The sequence below is a fragment of the Halorubrum xinjiangense genome, assembly GCF_900102375.1.
GTDB lineage: Archaea > Halobacteriota > Halobacteria > Halobacteriales > Haloferacaceae > Halorubrum > Halorubrum xinjiangense.
In genome coordinates, this window is record NZ_FNBO01000010.1 from 1 (window position 1) to 15220 (window position 15220).

The following is a 15220-nucleotide window of genomic DNA, read 5'->3' on the forward strand; positions in this document are numbered from 1 at the left end:
CGTTTCGGATACTGCCTCGTTACGAGGGCGGACAGGCCGCCTCCGAAGGTCGTTCGGAATCCGCTCCGTTCCGACCTGACCTTACCGACATATAGCGATTCTTGAAACTTCAAAGTATCCATTAGAAACTCGAACTAGGGAGTCCAACGTGGTTTGATTCCAAGTTGTCGGATTCATCCTGCGGCTAAAGCCGCAGGTATTCTCCTTGATCTTATATAAACGAGCAGCTGGGGCTTTGGCGGTGTTCGTCGGCAACCCACAGGAATCTATTTATAAGTTATCAGCTGGCGCTTCAGCAGTGTTCGCCGGCGATCTGCGCACATCCATTTACAACCCATCGGCCAGCGTCCCGGAACCGGCTACCGCGGTAGCAGCACCGTATTCGAAACCCAACCCCACGCTGCGATCAGACCTCGCTTTCTCGCGGCAGTCCCCGGCCGGTTGTCACAGTTTTAAGCCCGCCGGCCGCAACCACGTACTATGGGATTCGACGAGATGGACGTCGACACGATCTGGAAGAACGGGGAGTTCCTCGACTGGGAGGACGCGACGACCCACGTTCTGACCCACGCGCTCCACTACGGGAGCGGCGTGTTCGAGGGCGTCCGCTGTTACGACACCGATCAGGGGCCGGCGGTCTTCCGGTGGGAGGAGCACCTCGACCGGCTGTTCGACTCCGCGAAGATGTACGACATGGAGATCGAACACTCCCGGGAGGAGATCACCGAGGCGACGCTCGAACTCCTCGAGCGGCAGGACCTCGACTCCGCGTACATCCGACCGATCGCCTACTACGGCTACGACTCGCTCGGCGTCTCGCCGAAGGACTGCCCGACCGACCTCGTGCTCGCCGCGTGGCCGTGGGGCGCGTACCTCGGCGAGGAGGCGCTCGAAGACGGCGTCGACGTGATGGTCTCCTCGTGGCGGAAACACGCCTCCTCGCAGGTCCCGACGAACGTGAAGACCACCGGCCTCTACGTCAACTCCATGCTGGCGGGCGAGGAGGCGCGCCGGAACGGCTACGTCGAGGCCATCGTCCTCAACAAGGAGGGGAACGTCGCGGAGGGTCCCGGCGAGAACATCTTCCTGGTGAACGACGGCGAGATATACACCACCGGGCTGGCCCAGTCGATCCTCGAGGGGATCACCCGCGACACCGTGATCGCCCTCGCCGAGGAGCGCGGCTACGAGGTCCACGACGAGGCCGTCATCTCCCGCGGCCAGCTGTACACCGCCGACGAGCTATTCTTCACCGGCTCCGCCGCCGAGGTCACCCCGATCCGCTCGGTCGACGACACCGAGATCGGCGCGGGCACCCGCGGCCCGGTGACCGAGGAGCTCCAGCAGGCCTTCTTCGACCTGGTCGAGCGGCGGACCGACGACCACGACGAGTGGTTCACGTACCTCTAACCCGCCTCCCCAACTTTTCGCCGACCGGTTTTCAGGATCGCGACGCGCCAGAACCGCTACTCGCTAGGACCGCTACTCGCCGACCCTCGTCCCTCGGTCGCCGACCCCTCCCCGTCGCCCGGGGTGCCGTCGGTCCGGACGTGACCGAAGCCGTCCGGCGCGTCCGCGCCGTCGCCCTCGCCCGGGGTCTCCTCGTGGACGGGGACCTGATGGGCCGACTCCGCGAACCCGGCCGAGAGGACCCGCGTCATCCCCTCCTCGACGGTCTCGCCGGTCTCCTCGACCCGCTCCGGCTCGACCTCGATGACGAAGCCGGTGGTGATGTTCGGGGCGGTCGGCATGAATAAGACGATCTTGCCGTCGCGGGTCTTCTTCCCCGTCCGGAAGGCGGTCATCCGGATTCCGGGCCACGTCTCGATGTACACCGGGCTCTGCAGCTCGTCGGTGCCGGAGATCGCCGTCTCGATCGCGAGCTTCGAGGCGTTGTACACCACCCGGAGCGCCGGGATGCGGTTTATCGTGTCGTCCACCGCCGACTCCGCCAGCCGGCCGAGCGTCGTCCGCATGAAGTAGCCGACCGCGAGGACGACGGTCGCGAACACCGCGAACGCGATAACGACCCGAGAGATGGGCTCTAACGGCGCGGGGATGACTTCGGGCTGAAGGCCCTCGATCAGCGGGATCGAGGCGATGTACTGGTAGATCCAGCGGAGGACTAAGAGTAAAACGAGGAGCGGCGCCAGCACGATGAGCCCGCTGGCGAAGTCGCGTTTCCACGTGGACATCTATCGCGTTGGTATCTGTCGGCGACCCTTAAGAGCGCTTCCACGCGGCGGCGCTCGGTCGGCGCTCAGTCGGCGGCGCTCGGCCGCCGGCGATCGGGCATCACCCGACTACTGCCCCAACACCGCCCGGGCCGCGAACGTCAGGTTCTCCTTGCGCTCGCGGACGCGCCGGTAGAAGTACGAGAGCCACTTGTCGCCGTACGGCGCGTACTGGAACACGTCGACCCCCTGCGCGGCGAGGTCCCGCTGTGCGTCCTCGCGGACGCCCATCAGCATCTGGACCTCGTAGTCGGCGCCGTGCTCGCGCGCGAGCCGGTCCGCCAGCGAGATCATCGCGGGGTCGTGGCTGCCGACGGCGACCCCGCGGTCCCGCTGATCGAAGAGGTATCGGAGGTCGTCGCGATACGCCTCGTCGACGCGCGCCTTGTCCGTGTACGCGATCGACGACGGCTCGTCGTAGGCCCCCTTCACGAGTCGGATCTTGCCGGGGACGTCGACGAGGCGGTCGAGGTCGTCCGCGGTGCGTCTCAGGTTCGACTGGATACACTGCCCGACGCTCCACGGGTAGTCGGCGGCGATGGACTCGAACGCGTCGAGGGTGGCGTCGGTCGTGTCGGCGTCCTCCATGTCACACCAGACGAAGGCGTCAAGCTCGTCGGCGCGCGCGACGATCTCGCGGTAGTGCTCCTCGAACAGGTCGGTCGAGACGTCCATCCCGATCTGAGAGGGCTTCACCGAGACGCAGGCGTCGAGGCCGCTGTCGGCGATGTCGTCGAGCAACTGGAGGTAGGTGTCGGCGTCCGCGCGGGCGTCCGCGGCGTCGTCGTAGTGCTCGCCGAGCAGGTTCAGGATGACCGCGACGCCGTCCTCGTTCGCGGTGCGGGCGTGATCGAGGGCTTCCGGAACGCTCTCGCCGGCGACGAACCGCCGGGCGATAGGGGGAATCATGCTCATACTTCCGGACGGGGCGAACTTTACCTTTGTCGACCCGGCGGCCGTGACCGGGAGCGGTCACGACCGGAAGCGCGATCCGAGGTTTATAACACCCCGCGCGCCGCCGGTGGAGACATGATCGGTACGCTTGTCGCGACCGCGTTCTGGGCGATGCTCCCGGCGTACGTCCCGAACAACGCCGCGGTGTTGGCCGGCGGGGGGCGCCCCATCGACGGCGGCCGCGAGTGGCGCGGCGCGCGGCTGCTCGGCGACGGGAAGACGTGGCGCGGGACCGCGGTCGGAACCCTCGTCGGCGTCCTGCTCGCGCTCGGACTCAACGCGCTCGCCGACTCCGCGAGCGCCGCGCTCGGCGCCGAGCTGCCGACGTTCGCGCTGCCGGCTGCGTTCGCGCTCGCGTTCGGCGCGATGTGCGGCGACATCGGCGCCTCCTTCCTCAAGCGCCGGTCCGGTCGCGAGCGCGGCGCGGCGTTCCCGGGGCTCGACCAGCTGGACTTCGTCGTCGGCGCGCTGGCCCTCGTCTTCCTCGTCGACACCGACTGGGCGCTCGCGGTGTTCACGCCAAGCGTCCTCGCAGTCGTCCTCGTGATGACCCCCGTCCTCCACGTCGTCACGAACGTCGGCGCGTACGCGCTCGGCGTGAAGAACGAGCCGTGGTAGGCGCGACTCGGGAGGCGGGATCAGCGGAGGAACGACCGGAGTAAGACGAGGAACCCGCAGGCTATCGCGACGGACTCCGCGACGTGGACCTGGGTGAGTGTCAGGGCGGTGAGCTGGTAGAGGAACCCCTCGATGAGAACGCCGAAGGTGATGAACGCGAACCCGATCGTCGCGTCGCGGAGGTAGCGTGTCCCCTCGCGGAGATAGGCGCGGAAACTGACCGCGGTGGTGGCGAGTCCCAAGAGGAGGAGGATGGCACGGGTGAGCGTCAAAACGACCGCCCAGTCGCCGGTCACGGTGTGTCACCCCCGCTCGACGGTTCGGAGAACTGGCCGTGTAACGAGTACAGGATCACGAGCATCCCCACGGCGACGAGACCGGTCTGGATCGTCCCCGCGACGAAGATCGACAGCCCGACCACGTCGAAGAGGATCCCTTCGAGCACCGAGCCGACGGTGATGAAGAGGAATCCGATGGCCACGTACAGCATCGGTTCGCTCCGGTAGGACCTGTAGCCGTTGTACGCCTGTTTCGTTATTAACAGCCCTAATCCGACCGTAATGAGCTTCGCGATGACGAGTTCGATGTGCATTGTTATAGCTCCCTGATGTCGCTCCAGATACGCGAAAAACGCTGTGCAGCGTCCTCGCGGACGTGGACGGAGACGTCGATCTTACCGTCGTCGATGTCGACGTCGAGGTGGTCGATGTTCGCCACGAAAACGCTGTGGTGACTCCCGTCCGGCTCGATCTGTGTCCGTTCGACTAAGAGGTCGTGGGCGACCATCTCCTCCGCCCGTCGATAGATAGTCGAGAGTGCGACGTCGCACTCGTCGCTGAGCTCCTTGGCGGACAGCGGCCCGCGGCTCGTCGCGGCCAGGACCTGTCGGACGCGCTCTTGGCCGAGGAGTTCGAGGAGCTCGTCGTTGCTATCGTCTGTTGACACAGAGATTCCCTCTGATACCGATACTCCCCGTCGAGTGGTAATATAAGAGCCGTTTTGCGTCGCGCGCAAAACAGGATAGCCGTCTATGATACTCCCCCGTGTACTCTCAGGTGCAGAGGAATCCGACGATGACAAACCGAGAACACTACACGCGTCGGCGGGTGGTACAGCTGTCAAGCGCTGCTGCGGCCGTCGGTCTCGCGGGCTGTTCGAGCGGGAGCACCGGTGAGTCGGGTTCGGAACCCACCGACACGTCGGATGGGGAGAATCACAGCGACACGTCCGGAGGAGAGGATCACAGCGACGAGGACGACAGTCACGACGAGGCCGGGGACGAACAGAGCGGCGACGGCCACGACGACGGCGGACACGGTGACGACGGGCACGGGGGCGTCGGTGACATGACGCCGACCGCCGGGGTCGAGATGGTGACGACCGACGACGGCGGGACTCACTTCGAACCGCACGTCGCCAGGGTCGAGACCGGTGGGACCGTCACATGGACCCTCGGGAGCGGGAGTCACAACGCGGCGGCGTACCACCCGGGCAACGACCAGCCGCGGCTCGTCCCCGAGGGGACCGAGGCCTGGGACAGCGGAATGCTCTCGGAGGACGGAGCGACGTTCGAACACACGTTCGAGACCGAAGGCGTCTACCACTACTACTGCGCTCCCCACGAGGCCGGCGGGATGATCGGCAGCGTGATCGTCGGCGAGCCGGACGCACACGAGCAGCCCGCGCTCGACGACCCGCCGGCGGACAAGCCGGACGCCGTCCGCGAGAAGATCACGGAACTCAACGACATGTGTAACGAGGCCCTCGGACACGGACACGACTGATCGGATTCACCCGTTTTCGCCGAGGGTATCGATCGTTCGTCCGCGTCTCGACAGCGAGATGGGAACGGTGAGAAGATATTTATACTCGCGTGTCATTCACTCACACGCATGTCTAGTAGTGCACCCAGCTCGGACGACGACGTGTTCGACGAGTTCCTCTCCGATCACGGTCACGAGACAGAGATCGTACGCTGGGAGCGATCCTATAATAAGCTCCAGTGTCCCGAGTGCGGTGCGCTCCACGAGGAGGGATCCGCTCGCTGTTCGGTCTGCGACTGGCGGCCGAACTGACGCTCGCGGCGCCGACGCGGTCCGCGAATTTTCTTTCCGTCATACTCCCCGGTAGTATTATGTGGAATTACTCGATAGTGACTACCATGCCGACCTGTCAGAACTGCGGTTCGTTCGTCACGACAGATTACGTTCGGGTGTTCACCCCGAACGAGGTCGATCGGCCCCGCGTCTGTCCGGCCTGCGAAGACCTGGTCCGCGACGGCGCCGACGTCCGCGAGGCGCGCGCGACGCGGAGCAGCTGACGGCCGACGGAGAGATGAGACGCCGATCCGCCGGGGTCGAACCGGGACCGGGTCGAGTATCACCGAGCCACGGCGTTTAAGGAGAGTCGGAATCTGGGAGTAACAATGACCGATACCACGGTGACGCGGCTGTTCGGGGGGCCAGGGAGCGGGAAGACGACCGCGCTCCTCGACCGCGTCGAGGAGATCCTCGACGAGGAGGGCGCCGACGTCCGCGACGTGCTCGTCGTTTCGTACACGCGCGCGGCCGCGGCGGAGATCCGCGAGCGACTCGCCGAGCGGCTCGACGTCTCCCCGCGGAGCCTTCAGGGGAACGTGAGCACGATGCACGCGAAGGCGTACGAGCTGCTCGACCTCTCGCGGGGCGACGTCGTCGGCGAGGACGACAAGGAGGCGTTCTGCGAGGAGTACGGCATCGAGTTCGAGGACCAGCACGGCGGCGCCGGCCGCCGGACCGCGCGTTCGACGACCATCGGCAACAAGATCATCGCCACCTCGCAGTGGCTCCAGCGCACCGAGCGCGACGTGGCCGACTGGTACGACGTGCCCTTCCAGTGGAACGTCGAGGAGGTCCGGCTCCCGCCCGAGGAGGACCCCAACGCCCAGCAGGGGAACAAGTACACGCCGACGTGGCCCTCCGACGACGACCGGATCGATATCCCCGAGACGATCCGCGCGTGGCGGGCGTACAAGGGCGACAACGACCTCGTCGGCTTCGCGGACATGCTCGAACGGGTCGCGCAGCGCTCGCTCGTCCCCAGCGTCGACTACCTGATCATCGACGAGTTCCAGGACATCACGACGCTCCAGTACAACGTCTTCGAGGAGTGGCGCCCGCACATGGAGAAGGTGCTCATCGCCGGCGACGACGACCAGGTCGTCTACGCGTGGCAGGGGGCCGACCCCGACCTCCTCCTCGACACCGAGGTCGACGAGGACGTGGTCCTCCCGAACTCCTACCGGCTCCCCTCTGAGATCCTCAACGTCGTCAACGCGGAGATCCGCCACATCGACAAACGCCAGGAGAAGGACCTCCACCCGCGCAAGGAGGGCGGCACCGTCGAGGCGATCGAGTCGCCCTCGATGATCGAACTCGTTCGGAACGTCCGGTACACCGTCGAGGACGACGAGGGCGACGTGATGTGCCTGTTCCGGGCGCGGTACCAGATGTTCGATTTTATCGACGAGTTCATCGACCACGGCATCCCGTTCACGATGCTCACGGACGGCCGGATGTGGACCGACCGGGTACAAGACTACGTCAGCGCGGTCGAGAAGGCCGAGGCCGACGAGCCGGTCACCGGCCTGGAGGCGCGCCGGCTGGCCGACATGCTCCAGGAGTCGGCGTTCGGCACCCACGACCGCGAGGAGTTCTACGACTTCCTCGACGACCGCGAGGAGGCGGCCGACGCCGACGACGTTTCCCTGATCGAGATCGCGGCCGACACCCTCGACGAGTACATCCCGTTCATGCCGGACACCGCGAGCGCCGACGACATGGTCCGGAAGGTGACGAGCTTCCAGCGCAAGTCGATGGGCGCGTACTTCGAGGGCGACTACCGGGGAGCCGACCCGACCCGCGTCCGCGTCGGCACCATCCACTCCGCGAAGGGCCGCGAGGCCGACCACGTGTTCGTCGCGACCGACCTCACGGAGAAGGTGGTCGAGCAGATGGCGGCCTCCATCGACGATCCGACCGACGTCGACGGCGTCGAGGAGTTCACGAAGGCGACGAGCCCCGTGCCCGTCCTCACCGACAACGAGCGCCGCGTCTTCTACGTCGGGATGTCACGTGCCCGCGAGCGGCTCGTGATCATGGAGAGCCTCATCAGCGGCGCGCCGACGCTCCCGATCAGCGTCCTCCTGTTCAACGAGCTCCGCGAGGAGCCGGCCCAGGAGCTCGTCGAGGAGGTCCAGGCGGAGCTGGCGGTGCCCGAGCCCGAGCCGTGAGCGGGGACGACGCGACGCCGGAAGCCGCCGAAGCGGACCTCCGCCCCCTCCGGACTGACCTCCGGCCGGTCGTCGAGGCGGTCCGCGACGCCGACGCGGCCGCGTTCGTCGCCGTCGGCGACCGCTTCGACGACGACCTGCGGTACCTGACGCGCTTTTCTGGACCCGACCGACCGTCAGCGCTGGTCGTCGTTCCGGATGAGCCCGCAGACAGAGCCGTCCTCTGTGCCCCCGCGCTGTTCCGCGAGCAGACAGAACGCGAGTTCGTCGCGAGCGCGCGCGTCTCGACCGCGGAGTTGACCGACGACGACGCTGAGCCGACCGACGACGCGAGCGCGGGGTTCCACGACGGCGTCGTCCGCGAAGTCCGGACGGAGGACCTCGGCGACCACGCCGGCGAGCGCGCGGCCGCCGTCCTCGGCGACCTCGTCTCGGCCGAAAACGGCGACCGAACCGTTCTCACCCCCGCGTCGGTCCCCCACGACGCCGCGGTGTACCTGGAACGCGCCGGCAACGACCTCGCATCGACGGACGCGGTCGCGGCCGCGAGGGCGCGCAAGACGCCGGCGGAGGTCGACCGCCTCCGCCGCGTCCAGCGCGCGGCGGTCGCCGGGATGGCCCGCGCCGAGTCGGTCCTCGCCGAGAGCGAGGTCGTCGAAGCGGTCGACGGGGGTCCCGAATCGAGCCGCCCCCCGCCGCTCCGCTGGGAGGGCGAGCCCCTGACGACGGAGCGGCTCCGGCGCGAGGTGAATCGGGTCCTCGCCGCGCGCGGGGTCCGCGATGCCGGCAACACGGTGATCGGTGCCGGCCCGTCCGCGGCCGACCTCCACTACGTCGGCAACGACCCGGTCCGGCCCGGCGAGACGGTGCTGCTCGACGTCTCGCCGCGCGGCCCTGACGGCTACTACGGAGACGTGACCCGGACGTTCGTCGTCGACGGCGACGGCGGCTGGGAGCGCCGCGCGTACGTCGCGGTCGAGGCCGCCCGCGAGGCCGCGCTCGACGAGGTCGAACCGGGCGTCCCGGCGAAGACGGTTCACGGCGAAGCGGCCGCGGAACTGGCCGCGTACGGGTTCGACCCGAACGGCGACGAGGGCGAGGCCGGCTTCACGCACGGCACCGGACACGGCGTCGGCGTGAGCCTCCACGAGGGACCGTCGCTGTCGGGCGCGGGCGAACTGCGGCCGGGCCACGTGGTGACCGTCGAGCCCGGGGTCTACGACCCGGACGTCGGCGGCGTCAGACTGGAGGACCTGGTCCTCGTCACCGACGAGGGGTACGAGATACTGGCCGCGTACCCGTTCGGGATCGTGCCGCAGGCGCGCGAGTGACCGGCCGATAGCTACGACCGCTGTTTGAGCTATCGGCGTGTCTTTTTCTGTACCCGTCGAAGCCCGATACGCATGCGATCGAAGCCCTCCATCGAAACCGGTGAGGCCGACGAGGCCGATCCGGGTCGGCGTATCGTGCCGAAGAGACTCCCGGCCGCACTGACGCTTCTCGTAGCGGCGGTCGCACTCGTCGGCGTCTCGGTCTCGGGCGTCGCTCTCGTCGGGACCGGCGCCGCCACCGCTCACGGGAGCGCCGAGTTCGACACGGAACTCAGCACCGTAAGCGAGGGCGAAACCGCCGTTATCGTCGTCAATAGCAGCTCAGTCGAGGCGTTCGAGGTCACCGTCGGCGACGAGGACGAGGTCGGATACGAGCTCCGCGCGACGGTGACGCCGGCAGCTGACGGTGCCACGTCGCTCGTGTTCGACCACGCCGAGGCCGGCGGGGACGGCAAAACCGTGACCGCCCGGGGCGACGGAACGGTCGAAGTCGACTACGAGACGTCCCTCAACGACGCGGTCGCCCCCGGCGACTACGACGTGGAGCTGTTCGTCGCCGGCGGCGAACCGACCGACGTCGGTACCCTCGTCGTCGAAGACGGAGAGGACGATACCGGGAGCGGCGGAAACGCGACCGGGGAAAGCGACGCGGAAGAGGGGTCGACCGAGCCCGCCACCGTCACCGAGTCCGACGTGGAGGGGGCCGACCTGCTCGTCGAGCCGGCGGAGACGGAGGTGAGCGTTCCGGTGGACCTCGACGACGGCGAGACGGTGAGCGTCCGGGTTCGGTCGGCCGGAGACGCGAGTCCGAGGTTCATCGTACAGAACGAGACGACCGTCGAAGACGAGTCGGCCACCGCGACCGTCGACCTGAGCGAGGCGACCCACGGCGACCGCGCGACGCTGACCGTCCGTGGGAACGAAGCCCTCGACGAGCCAGTCGAGCGAGAGGTGCTCGTCGTCGACGAGGAGGTCGGTGTCGAGGAGCGCGACGGCGGTCTCGACGTCGAGACGCCCGGGTTCGGGGCCGTCGCTGGCGGACTCGCGCTTCTCGCCGCCGCACTCGTGGCCGGGCGACGAGGGTAACGGGGCTGGACCGGGCTACTTCTCGACCGAATCGCCCTCGGAGCCGTTGGCGTCGGGGTCGTCCCCCCTGAGCTGTCGGGGGAGCAGCCCGGAGAGCAGGCGGCGGACGATCCGGGCCGGATCGAGGAAGTACTGCGGGAGGACCACCATCGCGACGGCGACGACCAGCAGGCCGCCGCCCAGCGCGACCTCGCCGGCGACCAGCCGGATGACGGCGTAGTTCGCGAGCGGCAGCGCGAAGACGAGCGACGCCGCCAGCCCGATCATGTCCAGCAGTCCGAGTCGCATCGACCCTCCGTTGATCCCCGGGGGGCAAAAGGGACGCGGCGCGCGACGGGGCGGGCGTCCCGACCGCGTCGACCCAGAACCGATATCCGTCGCCCGCCCCCAGTTCCGGTATGTTCACCGGCATCGTCGAGGACACCGGAACGGTCCGCGCGCGGACCGAGACCGACGACGGGCTTCGCCTGCGGATCGGCGTCGACGGGTTCGACGACCTCCACCACGGCCAGTCGATAAGCGTGAGCGGCGTCTGCCTGACCGTCGAAGAGTACGGGAGCGACGACGACGCCACCGACGCCGGCGGCGACTGGTTCGCGGTGTTCCTCGCGAGCGAGACGGTCGCGAAGACGTACCTCGGCGACGTGGCCGAGGGCGACGCGGTCAACGTCGAGCGCGCGATGCCCGCTGACGGGCGGTTCGACGGCCACGTCGTCCAGGGCCACGTCGACACCGTCGCCGAAGTCAGGGGGATCGAGCGCGTCGGCGAGGACTGGCGGTTCACCTTCGCGATCCCCGAGGGGCACGGCGACTACCTCGTCGACAAGGGCTCCGTGACGCTCGACGGGATCTCGCTGACGGTCGCCGAAAAGCGCGACGGGGAGTTTGACGTCGCGATCATCCCGACGACGTACGACCTGACGACGCTCTCGGAGAAGTCGGTCGGCGACCCGGTCCACCTGGAGGTCGACGTGATTGCGAAGTACGTCGAGAACATGCTGGACGGATACGCCTGAGCGCTGTTGCGGCGAGGTGGCATATCGAAATTTAGGGTTGCTCGGTTTTGTGACTCCGGAGACGAGACTACGAAACCCGTTTTTAAATTCAGGTCGCTCGTTTATAAGCCGCTGCCTGCGGATCGGCAACGAACACCGCCAAAGCTCCAGCCGCTCACTTATAAATAGTTGACCCCGGCGCGACGACGAACACCTCCAAAGCCCCAGCCGCGAGGCGGACGCACGCTCGCTGTCGCCCGAAAATCAGAGATTTTCGGGATGACGAGACGCCGAAGGCGTCTCGAACCACGCTCCTCACTCGATCGCTCACTCCGTTCGCTCTCTCGTTGCGGTGCTTGCGTCGCCTGCGCCCGCCTCGCGGCTGCCCCTTTGAGCCCCACCCGACCGCAACCGCACAGCACCTCACGCCTCCCCAGCCTCGTCGGTCGCCGTCGCTTCGCTCGGCGACCGACTCCCTCGCGCGTGCTCCTCGCGCCCGATGGGCACTCGGAGGCACGCGCCGACCGCATCGCCGGTCCACTCGGTCCAGCAGATCGACTGTCTTCCCCGTACGGAGCATCCGCGAGCGAAGCGAGCGGTTCACCGACGGCGAGGCGAACGCCGAGCCGTTGGCTTTTTCCCTCCAGGTTTTTCGAGGAGCGGTTCCCGAAGCGAACGAAGTGAGCGAGGGAACCCGACGAGAAAAAAGTGGAAGCGAAAAGGTGGTCAGTCGTCGTGGGCGTCCTTCGCGCCTTCCACCGTCTCACGGACGGCGTCGACGCCCTCGTCGTGGAGCAGGTCGCCGACGACGATCACGTCGCTGTGGGCGGCCATCTCGTTGGCCGACTCGTAGTCGTGGATGCCGCCGCCATAGAAGAGCGTGGCGTCGGCTACGGCGTCGTGGGCGGCCGCGACCTTTTCCGTGTCGCCGAAGGTGCCCGAGTACTCGACGTAGACGATCTCCTGGCCGAACATGCGCTCGGCCACCTTCGCGTACGCCGCCACGTCGTCGGCGCTGAGGTCGCAGTCGGCCTCCGTCAGCTGGGCGACCGACGCCTCGGGGTTCATCACGATGTACGCCTCGGTGTGGGTCCGGCTCCAGTCGAGGTCGTCGATGCGGACCCACTCCTTGTGCGCGCCGGTGATCCAGAAGGGGCCGCCCGCGTTGAACACGGTCGGGATCAGGTAGCCGTCGAGCGCCGGCGAGTCGATCACGACACCCGGGTTCGACGGCTCCTGGTACAGCGGCACGTCGTACTCCGCGGCGGCGTCAACGACGCGCGACATCTTCTCCGCGGTGACGTCGAGGGTCCCGCCGATCTCGATCGCGTCCGTCCCGGTCCGGCAGACGTCCTCGAAGGTCTCCCCCGGCCGGAGGTCCTTGTCGGGGTCGACCTTCAGCACGTGGTCCCAGTCGTCCCACGGGTTGTTCATCGGAAGCGACTCCACCGGCGGGAACCAAAAAGGTGCGGAACCTGTCCCGCGAGCGGGCGACGCGAGAGCGGAGGCTACAGCAGGTCGTCGAGTTCGTCGTTCTCGAACGCGGCCGCGGGGTCCGGCTTCTCCTCGCGCTCGTCGCGCACCGCCTGCCGCGCGCGCTCTAGGAACGCCTCGACGCGCTGCGAGCGCTCGACGCCCGCGAGGAGCACGAGCGCGGCGACCCGCTCGGAGTCGAGCGGGAAGTCGCCGCCGCGGACCTGCATCGACCCCGTCTCCTCTTGGAGCCACTTACGGGCCTTCTCCGCGCCTTTCCGCGAGATCCGGTCCGGGTCGCCGGCGACCGCGACGAGGGCGGCGTCGGCGTCGGTGGCGCTCGGCAGCGAGAGGCCGGTCATCACCGCGCTGCGGACCGCGCTCGTCACCGTGGTGACGTTCTCTTCCGGGTCCTCGGCCGCGGGCGCCGACGAGAACCCGACCGCGGCCATCCCGCCGGCGCGGAGCGTGTTGATCACCTCGCTCGTGTCGACGACCGACTCGCCGACCCCCTCTACCGCCTCGCCGGCGGCGAGGATGAGCCCGACCCGCTTCGCCATCGAGGCGTTGATCGCCTCGTAGCCGCCCTCCATGGATTCCCCCGAGGAGCGCCACGCGTCGTTGTCGAGCAGGATCGTCGCGTCCGCCTCGCGGACCAGCGTCTTGAGCGACCGCCCGGCGTTCACCTGGTACATCGTCCCCTCGTCACGGCCGGGGAGAACCCCGATCGCGTAGACGGGGACGTCGTACACCCGGTTCAGCTCGCGGACGAGGACCGGCGCGCCGCCGGATCCGGTGCCGCCGCCGAGGCCGGCGACGACGAAGATGGCCTCGGCCTCCGCAGTGACCTTCGGCGCGAGCGCGTCGAGCACCTCGACGGCGTCTTCGTCCATCACTTCTGCGCCGAGTTCGTTGTCGCCGCCGACGCCGTGCCCGCTGACGCGCGACTGCCCGACGAGGACCGTTTCGAGCGGGAGGGGATCGAGGTCGGCCGCGGCCGTGTTGACGGCGAGCGCGTCGAGGACCGCGCCGTAGCCGGCGTCGGCGTCGAACTCCGCGAGAGCGGTCGTCAGCTTGCCGCCCGCCTGTCCGACGCCGAGGAGGACTGCTTTCATACGAAGACGTACCAGTTCCCTCGACAATACACTTTCCCCGACATTTAAGAGTGAAACCGCGGGCAACGGGTCGCATGACCGACCACGCACAGGGCACCGAGCCGTCGAGGGCGGGAACGGAGGCCGCGGGATCAGAAACGGAGGCGGCACCGACGGGGACAAACGGACCGGGCGACCGGATCGAGGCCCGACTCCGCGCCGTCGAGCGCGCGGTGACGGGGAGCGACGCGCGGCCGGCGGACGCCGCCGCGGAGGCGGAGGCGACCGCCGAGCGCGAGCGGCTCGAGTCGCGGCTCGACGACCTCGAGGAGCGCGTCGCGGAGCTGGAGGCGGCGACGCAGGCGGTCCGCGGCTACGCGGGGGCTGTCAGGGCCGTCAACCGCGAGGTGGAGCGGCGGGCCGACCTCGCGCTGGCGCGGGCGACCGAGGCCGGGCGAGAGGGCGGCCGAGGCGTCGGCCACGGCGATATCAAACGCGGCGCGAGCGGTGGAGAACACGCCGACGGCGCCGTGCCGTCGGAGAGCGCCCTCGACGCCGCCCTGCCGGACGACCGGCCGGCATCCGGACCGCACACCGGCAGCAGCGGGAGCAACGAGGACGGTGGGGCCACGGGTGACGACGACGGCGCGTGGGCGACGGACGCGCTGGACCGGCTCCGGGAGTCGCTGTGAGCGAGCCGTGATCCGCGTGGTTCTCACCGTCCTCGTGGCGGTCGCGCTGCTGGCGGCGTCGATGCCCGCGGTCGAGACGGCTCGGACCGCGACGACGGCGGAGCGGATCGGCGCCGAGGCGGACCGGTTAGAGCGCGCGATCGGCGGCGTCGTCGCAGATGCGACCCCCGTGAACGACCCCGCAATGGCGGCGCAGACGACCGTCCTCCTCCGCGTTCCGACGGGGTTCGCCGCGGCTGACATCGACCGAATCGCGCTCGTCGAACCGCCGGACCGGCCGGGGTGCGTCGCGCTTGCGTACCGGGTCGACGGCCGGCCGGAGCGCACGCTCCGCGTCGGGACAGGGCCCGCGGAGACCGCCGTCGATCTCGGCGGCGGGCCGATCGAGCTCCGGCCGGGCGGAGCGAACCGAATCCGGGTCCGATACGTCGACGACGACGGGCCAACGGTCCAGATCCGTCGCATCGGATGAG

The 15220-nt window shown here is 68.5% G+C and carries 20 protein-coding genes; 12 read left to right on the forward strand and 8 right to left on the reverse strand.

Translation table 11 applies throughout. From position 1 onward, the window contains the following. Window positions 1-480 precede the first annotated feature (480 nt). Entirely contained in the window at window positions 481-1410 is a 930-nt protein-coding gene (locus F3H13_RS11465; protein WP_149799165.1) for a branched-chain amino acid transaminase, read from the forward strand. Between the two features lie 56 nt (window positions 1411-1466). On the opposite strand, the gene F3H13_RS11470 is transcribed toward F3H13_RS11465, so the two are convergent. Together F3H13_RS11470 and F3H13_RS11475 are read right to left on the reverse strand one after the other, a co-directional pair. Beyond that, window positions 1467-2195: a DUF502 domain-containing protein gene (locus F3H13_RS11470; protein ID WP_149799166.1), complete on the reverse strand. Its 729-nt coding sequence runs from the start codon at window positions 2193-2195 to the stop codon at window positions 1467-1469. Window positions 2196-2303: 108 nt separating this feature from the next. Then, a complete protein-coding gene (locus F3H13_RS11475) occupies window positions 2304-3143 on the reverse strand; it encodes a proline dehydrogenase family protein (RefSeq protein WP_149799167.1) in 840 nt (279 codons plus the stop codon). Between F3H13_RS11475 and F3H13_RS16535 the strand changes: the two genes are divergently transcribed. Both F3H13_RS16535 and F3H13_RS11480 read left to right on the forward strand, forming a co-directional pair. Next, window positions 3142-3267, forward strand: coding sequence for a hypothetical protein (locus F3H13_RS16535; RefSeq protein WP_262488604.1), 126 nt, complete (start codon window positions 3142-3144; stop codon window positions 3265-3267). The genes F3H13_RS11475 and F3H13_RS16535 overlap by 2 nt on opposite strands. Beyond that, window positions 3264-3806: a CDP-2,3-bis-(O-geranylgeranyl)-sn-glycerol synthase gene (locus tag F3H13_RS11480; protein WP_149799168.1), complete on the forward strand. Its 543-nt coding sequence runs from the start codon at window positions 3264-3266 to the stop codon at window positions 3804-3806. The genes F3H13_RS16535 and F3H13_RS11480 overlap by 4 nt, the downstream gene beginning before the upstream one ends. 20 nt (window positions 3807-3826) lie before the next feature. On the opposite strand, the gene F3H13_RS11485 is transcribed toward F3H13_RS11480, so the two are convergent. The 3 genes from F3H13_RS11485 to F3H13_RS11495 are packed head-to-tail and all read right to left on the reverse strand — an operon-like array spanning window position 3827 to window position 4751. Continuing rightward, entirely contained in the window at window positions 3827-4102 is a 276-nt protein-coding gene (locus tag F3H13_RS11485; RefSeq protein WP_149799169.1) for a DUF7521 family protein, read from the reverse strand. Further along, complete coding sequence (locus F3H13_RS11490; protein ID WP_149799170.1) at window positions 4099-4398, reverse strand: DUF7521 family protein; 300 nt, start codon at window positions 4396-4398, stop codon at window positions 4099-4101. The genes F3H13_RS11485 and F3H13_RS11490 overlap by 4 nt, the downstream gene beginning before the upstream one ends. Before the next feature lie 2 nt (window positions 4399-4400). Next, on the reverse strand, window positions 4401-4751 hold the full coding sequence (locus tag F3H13_RS11495) for a winged helix-turn-helix domain-containing protein (protein ID WP_149799171.1): 351 nt from the start codon (window positions 4749-4751) through the stop codon (window positions 4401-4403). A 128-nt stretch (window positions 4752-4879) separates the two neighbouring features. On the opposite strand from F3H13_RS11495, the gene F3H13_RS11500 reads away from it, so the two are divergent. The 6 genes from F3H13_RS11500 to F3H13_RS11520 all read left to right on the forward strand — a co-directional run bounded on the left by F3H13_RS11500 (window position 4880) and on the right by F3H13_RS11520 (window position 10493). Further along, entirely contained in the window at window positions 4880-5590 is a 711-nt protein-coding gene (locus tag F3H13_RS11500) for a plastocyanin/azurin family copper-binding protein (RefSeq protein WP_394349066.1), read from the forward strand. A 108-nt stretch (window positions 5591-5698) separates the two neighbouring features. Next, the gene (locus F3H13_RS11505) at window positions 5699-5881 is read left to right on the forward strand and encodes an HVO_0416 family zinc finger protein (RefSeq protein ID WP_017341975.1); all 183 of its coding nucleotides are present in this window, start codon (window positions 5699-5701) and stop codon (window positions 5879-5881) included. An 86-nt stretch (window positions 5882-5967) separates the two neighbouring features. Continuing rightward, window positions 5968-6126: a DUF7563 family protein gene (locus F3H13_RS16245; RefSeq protein WP_167551915.1), complete on the forward strand. Its 159-nt coding sequence runs from the start codon at window positions 5968-5970 to the stop codon at window positions 6124-6126. A 105-nt stretch (window positions 6127-6231) separates the two neighbouring features. Continuing rightward, the gene (locus F3H13_RS11510) at window positions 6232-8076 is read left to right on the forward strand and encodes a UvrD-helicase domain-containing protein (protein WP_149799172.1); all 1845 of its coding nucleotides are present in this window, start codon (window positions 6232-6234) and stop codon (window positions 8074-8076) included. Further along, on the forward strand, window positions 8073-9407 hold the full coding sequence (locus F3H13_RS11515) for a M24 family metallopeptidase (protein WP_149799173.1): 1335 nt from the start codon (window positions 8073-8075) through the stop codon (window positions 9405-9407). The genes F3H13_RS11510 and F3H13_RS11515 overlap by 4 nt, the downstream gene beginning before the upstream one ends. A gap of 72 nt (window positions 9408-9479) precedes the next feature. Then, window positions 9480-10493, forward strand: coding sequence for a BGTF surface domain-containing protein (locus F3H13_RS11520; RefSeq protein ID WP_188128054.1), 1014 nt, complete (start codon window positions 9480-9482; stop codon window positions 10491-10493). A 15-nt stretch (window positions 10494-10508) separates the two neighbouring features. Here the strand turns inward: F3H13_RS11520 and F3H13_RS11525 are convergent, their stop codons facing one another. Continuing rightward, window positions 10509-10781 carry a DUF7533 family protein gene (locus tag F3H13_RS11525; RefSeq protein WP_149799174.1) on the reverse strand — a complete coding sequence of 91 codons (273 nt, stop codon included), beginning with the start codon at window positions 10779-10781 and terminating at the stop codon, window positions 10509-10511. Window positions 10782-10891: 110 nt separating this feature from the next. Between F3H13_RS11525 and F3H13_RS11530 the strand changes: the two genes are divergently transcribed. Then, the gene (locus F3H13_RS11530) at window positions 10892-11509 is read left to right on the forward strand and encodes a riboflavin synthase (RefSeq protein WP_149799175.1); all 618 of its coding nucleotides are present in this window, start codon (window positions 10892-10894) and stop codon (window positions 11507-11509) included. A gap of 705 nt (window positions 11510-12214) precedes the next feature. On the opposite strand, the gene F3H13_RS11535 is transcribed toward F3H13_RS11530, so the two are convergent. Together F3H13_RS11535 and F3H13_RS11540 are read right to left on the reverse strand one after the other, a co-directional pair. Further along, the gene (locus F3H13_RS11535) at window positions 12215-12922 is read right to left on the reverse strand and encodes a phosphoglycerol geranylgeranyltransferase (RefSeq protein ID WP_149799176.1); all 708 of its coding nucleotides are present in this window, start codon (window positions 12920-12922) and stop codon (window positions 12215-12217) included. Between the two features lie 74 nt (window positions 12923-12996). Next, entirely contained in the window at window positions 12997-14076 is a 1080-nt protein-coding gene (locus F3H13_RS11540; RefSeq protein WP_149799177.1) for a tubulin/FtsZ family protein, read from the reverse strand. A 74-nt stretch (window positions 14077-14150) separates the two neighbouring features. On the opposite strand from F3H13_RS11540, the gene F3H13_RS11545 reads away from it, so the two are divergent. After that, window positions 14151-14747 carry a DUF7310 family coiled-coil domain-containing protein gene (locus F3H13_RS11545; RefSeq protein WP_149799178.1) on the forward strand — a complete coding sequence of 199 codons (597 nt, stop codon included), beginning with the start codon at window positions 14151-14153 and terminating at the stop codon, window positions 14745-14747. 7 nt (window positions 14748-14754) lie between these two features. Further along, complete coding sequence (locus F3H13_RS11550; RefSeq protein ID WP_149799179.1) at window positions 14755-15219, forward strand: DUF7311 family protein; 465 nt, start codon at window positions 14755-14757, stop codon at window positions 15217-15219. Window position 15220: the final 1 nt, after the last annotated feature.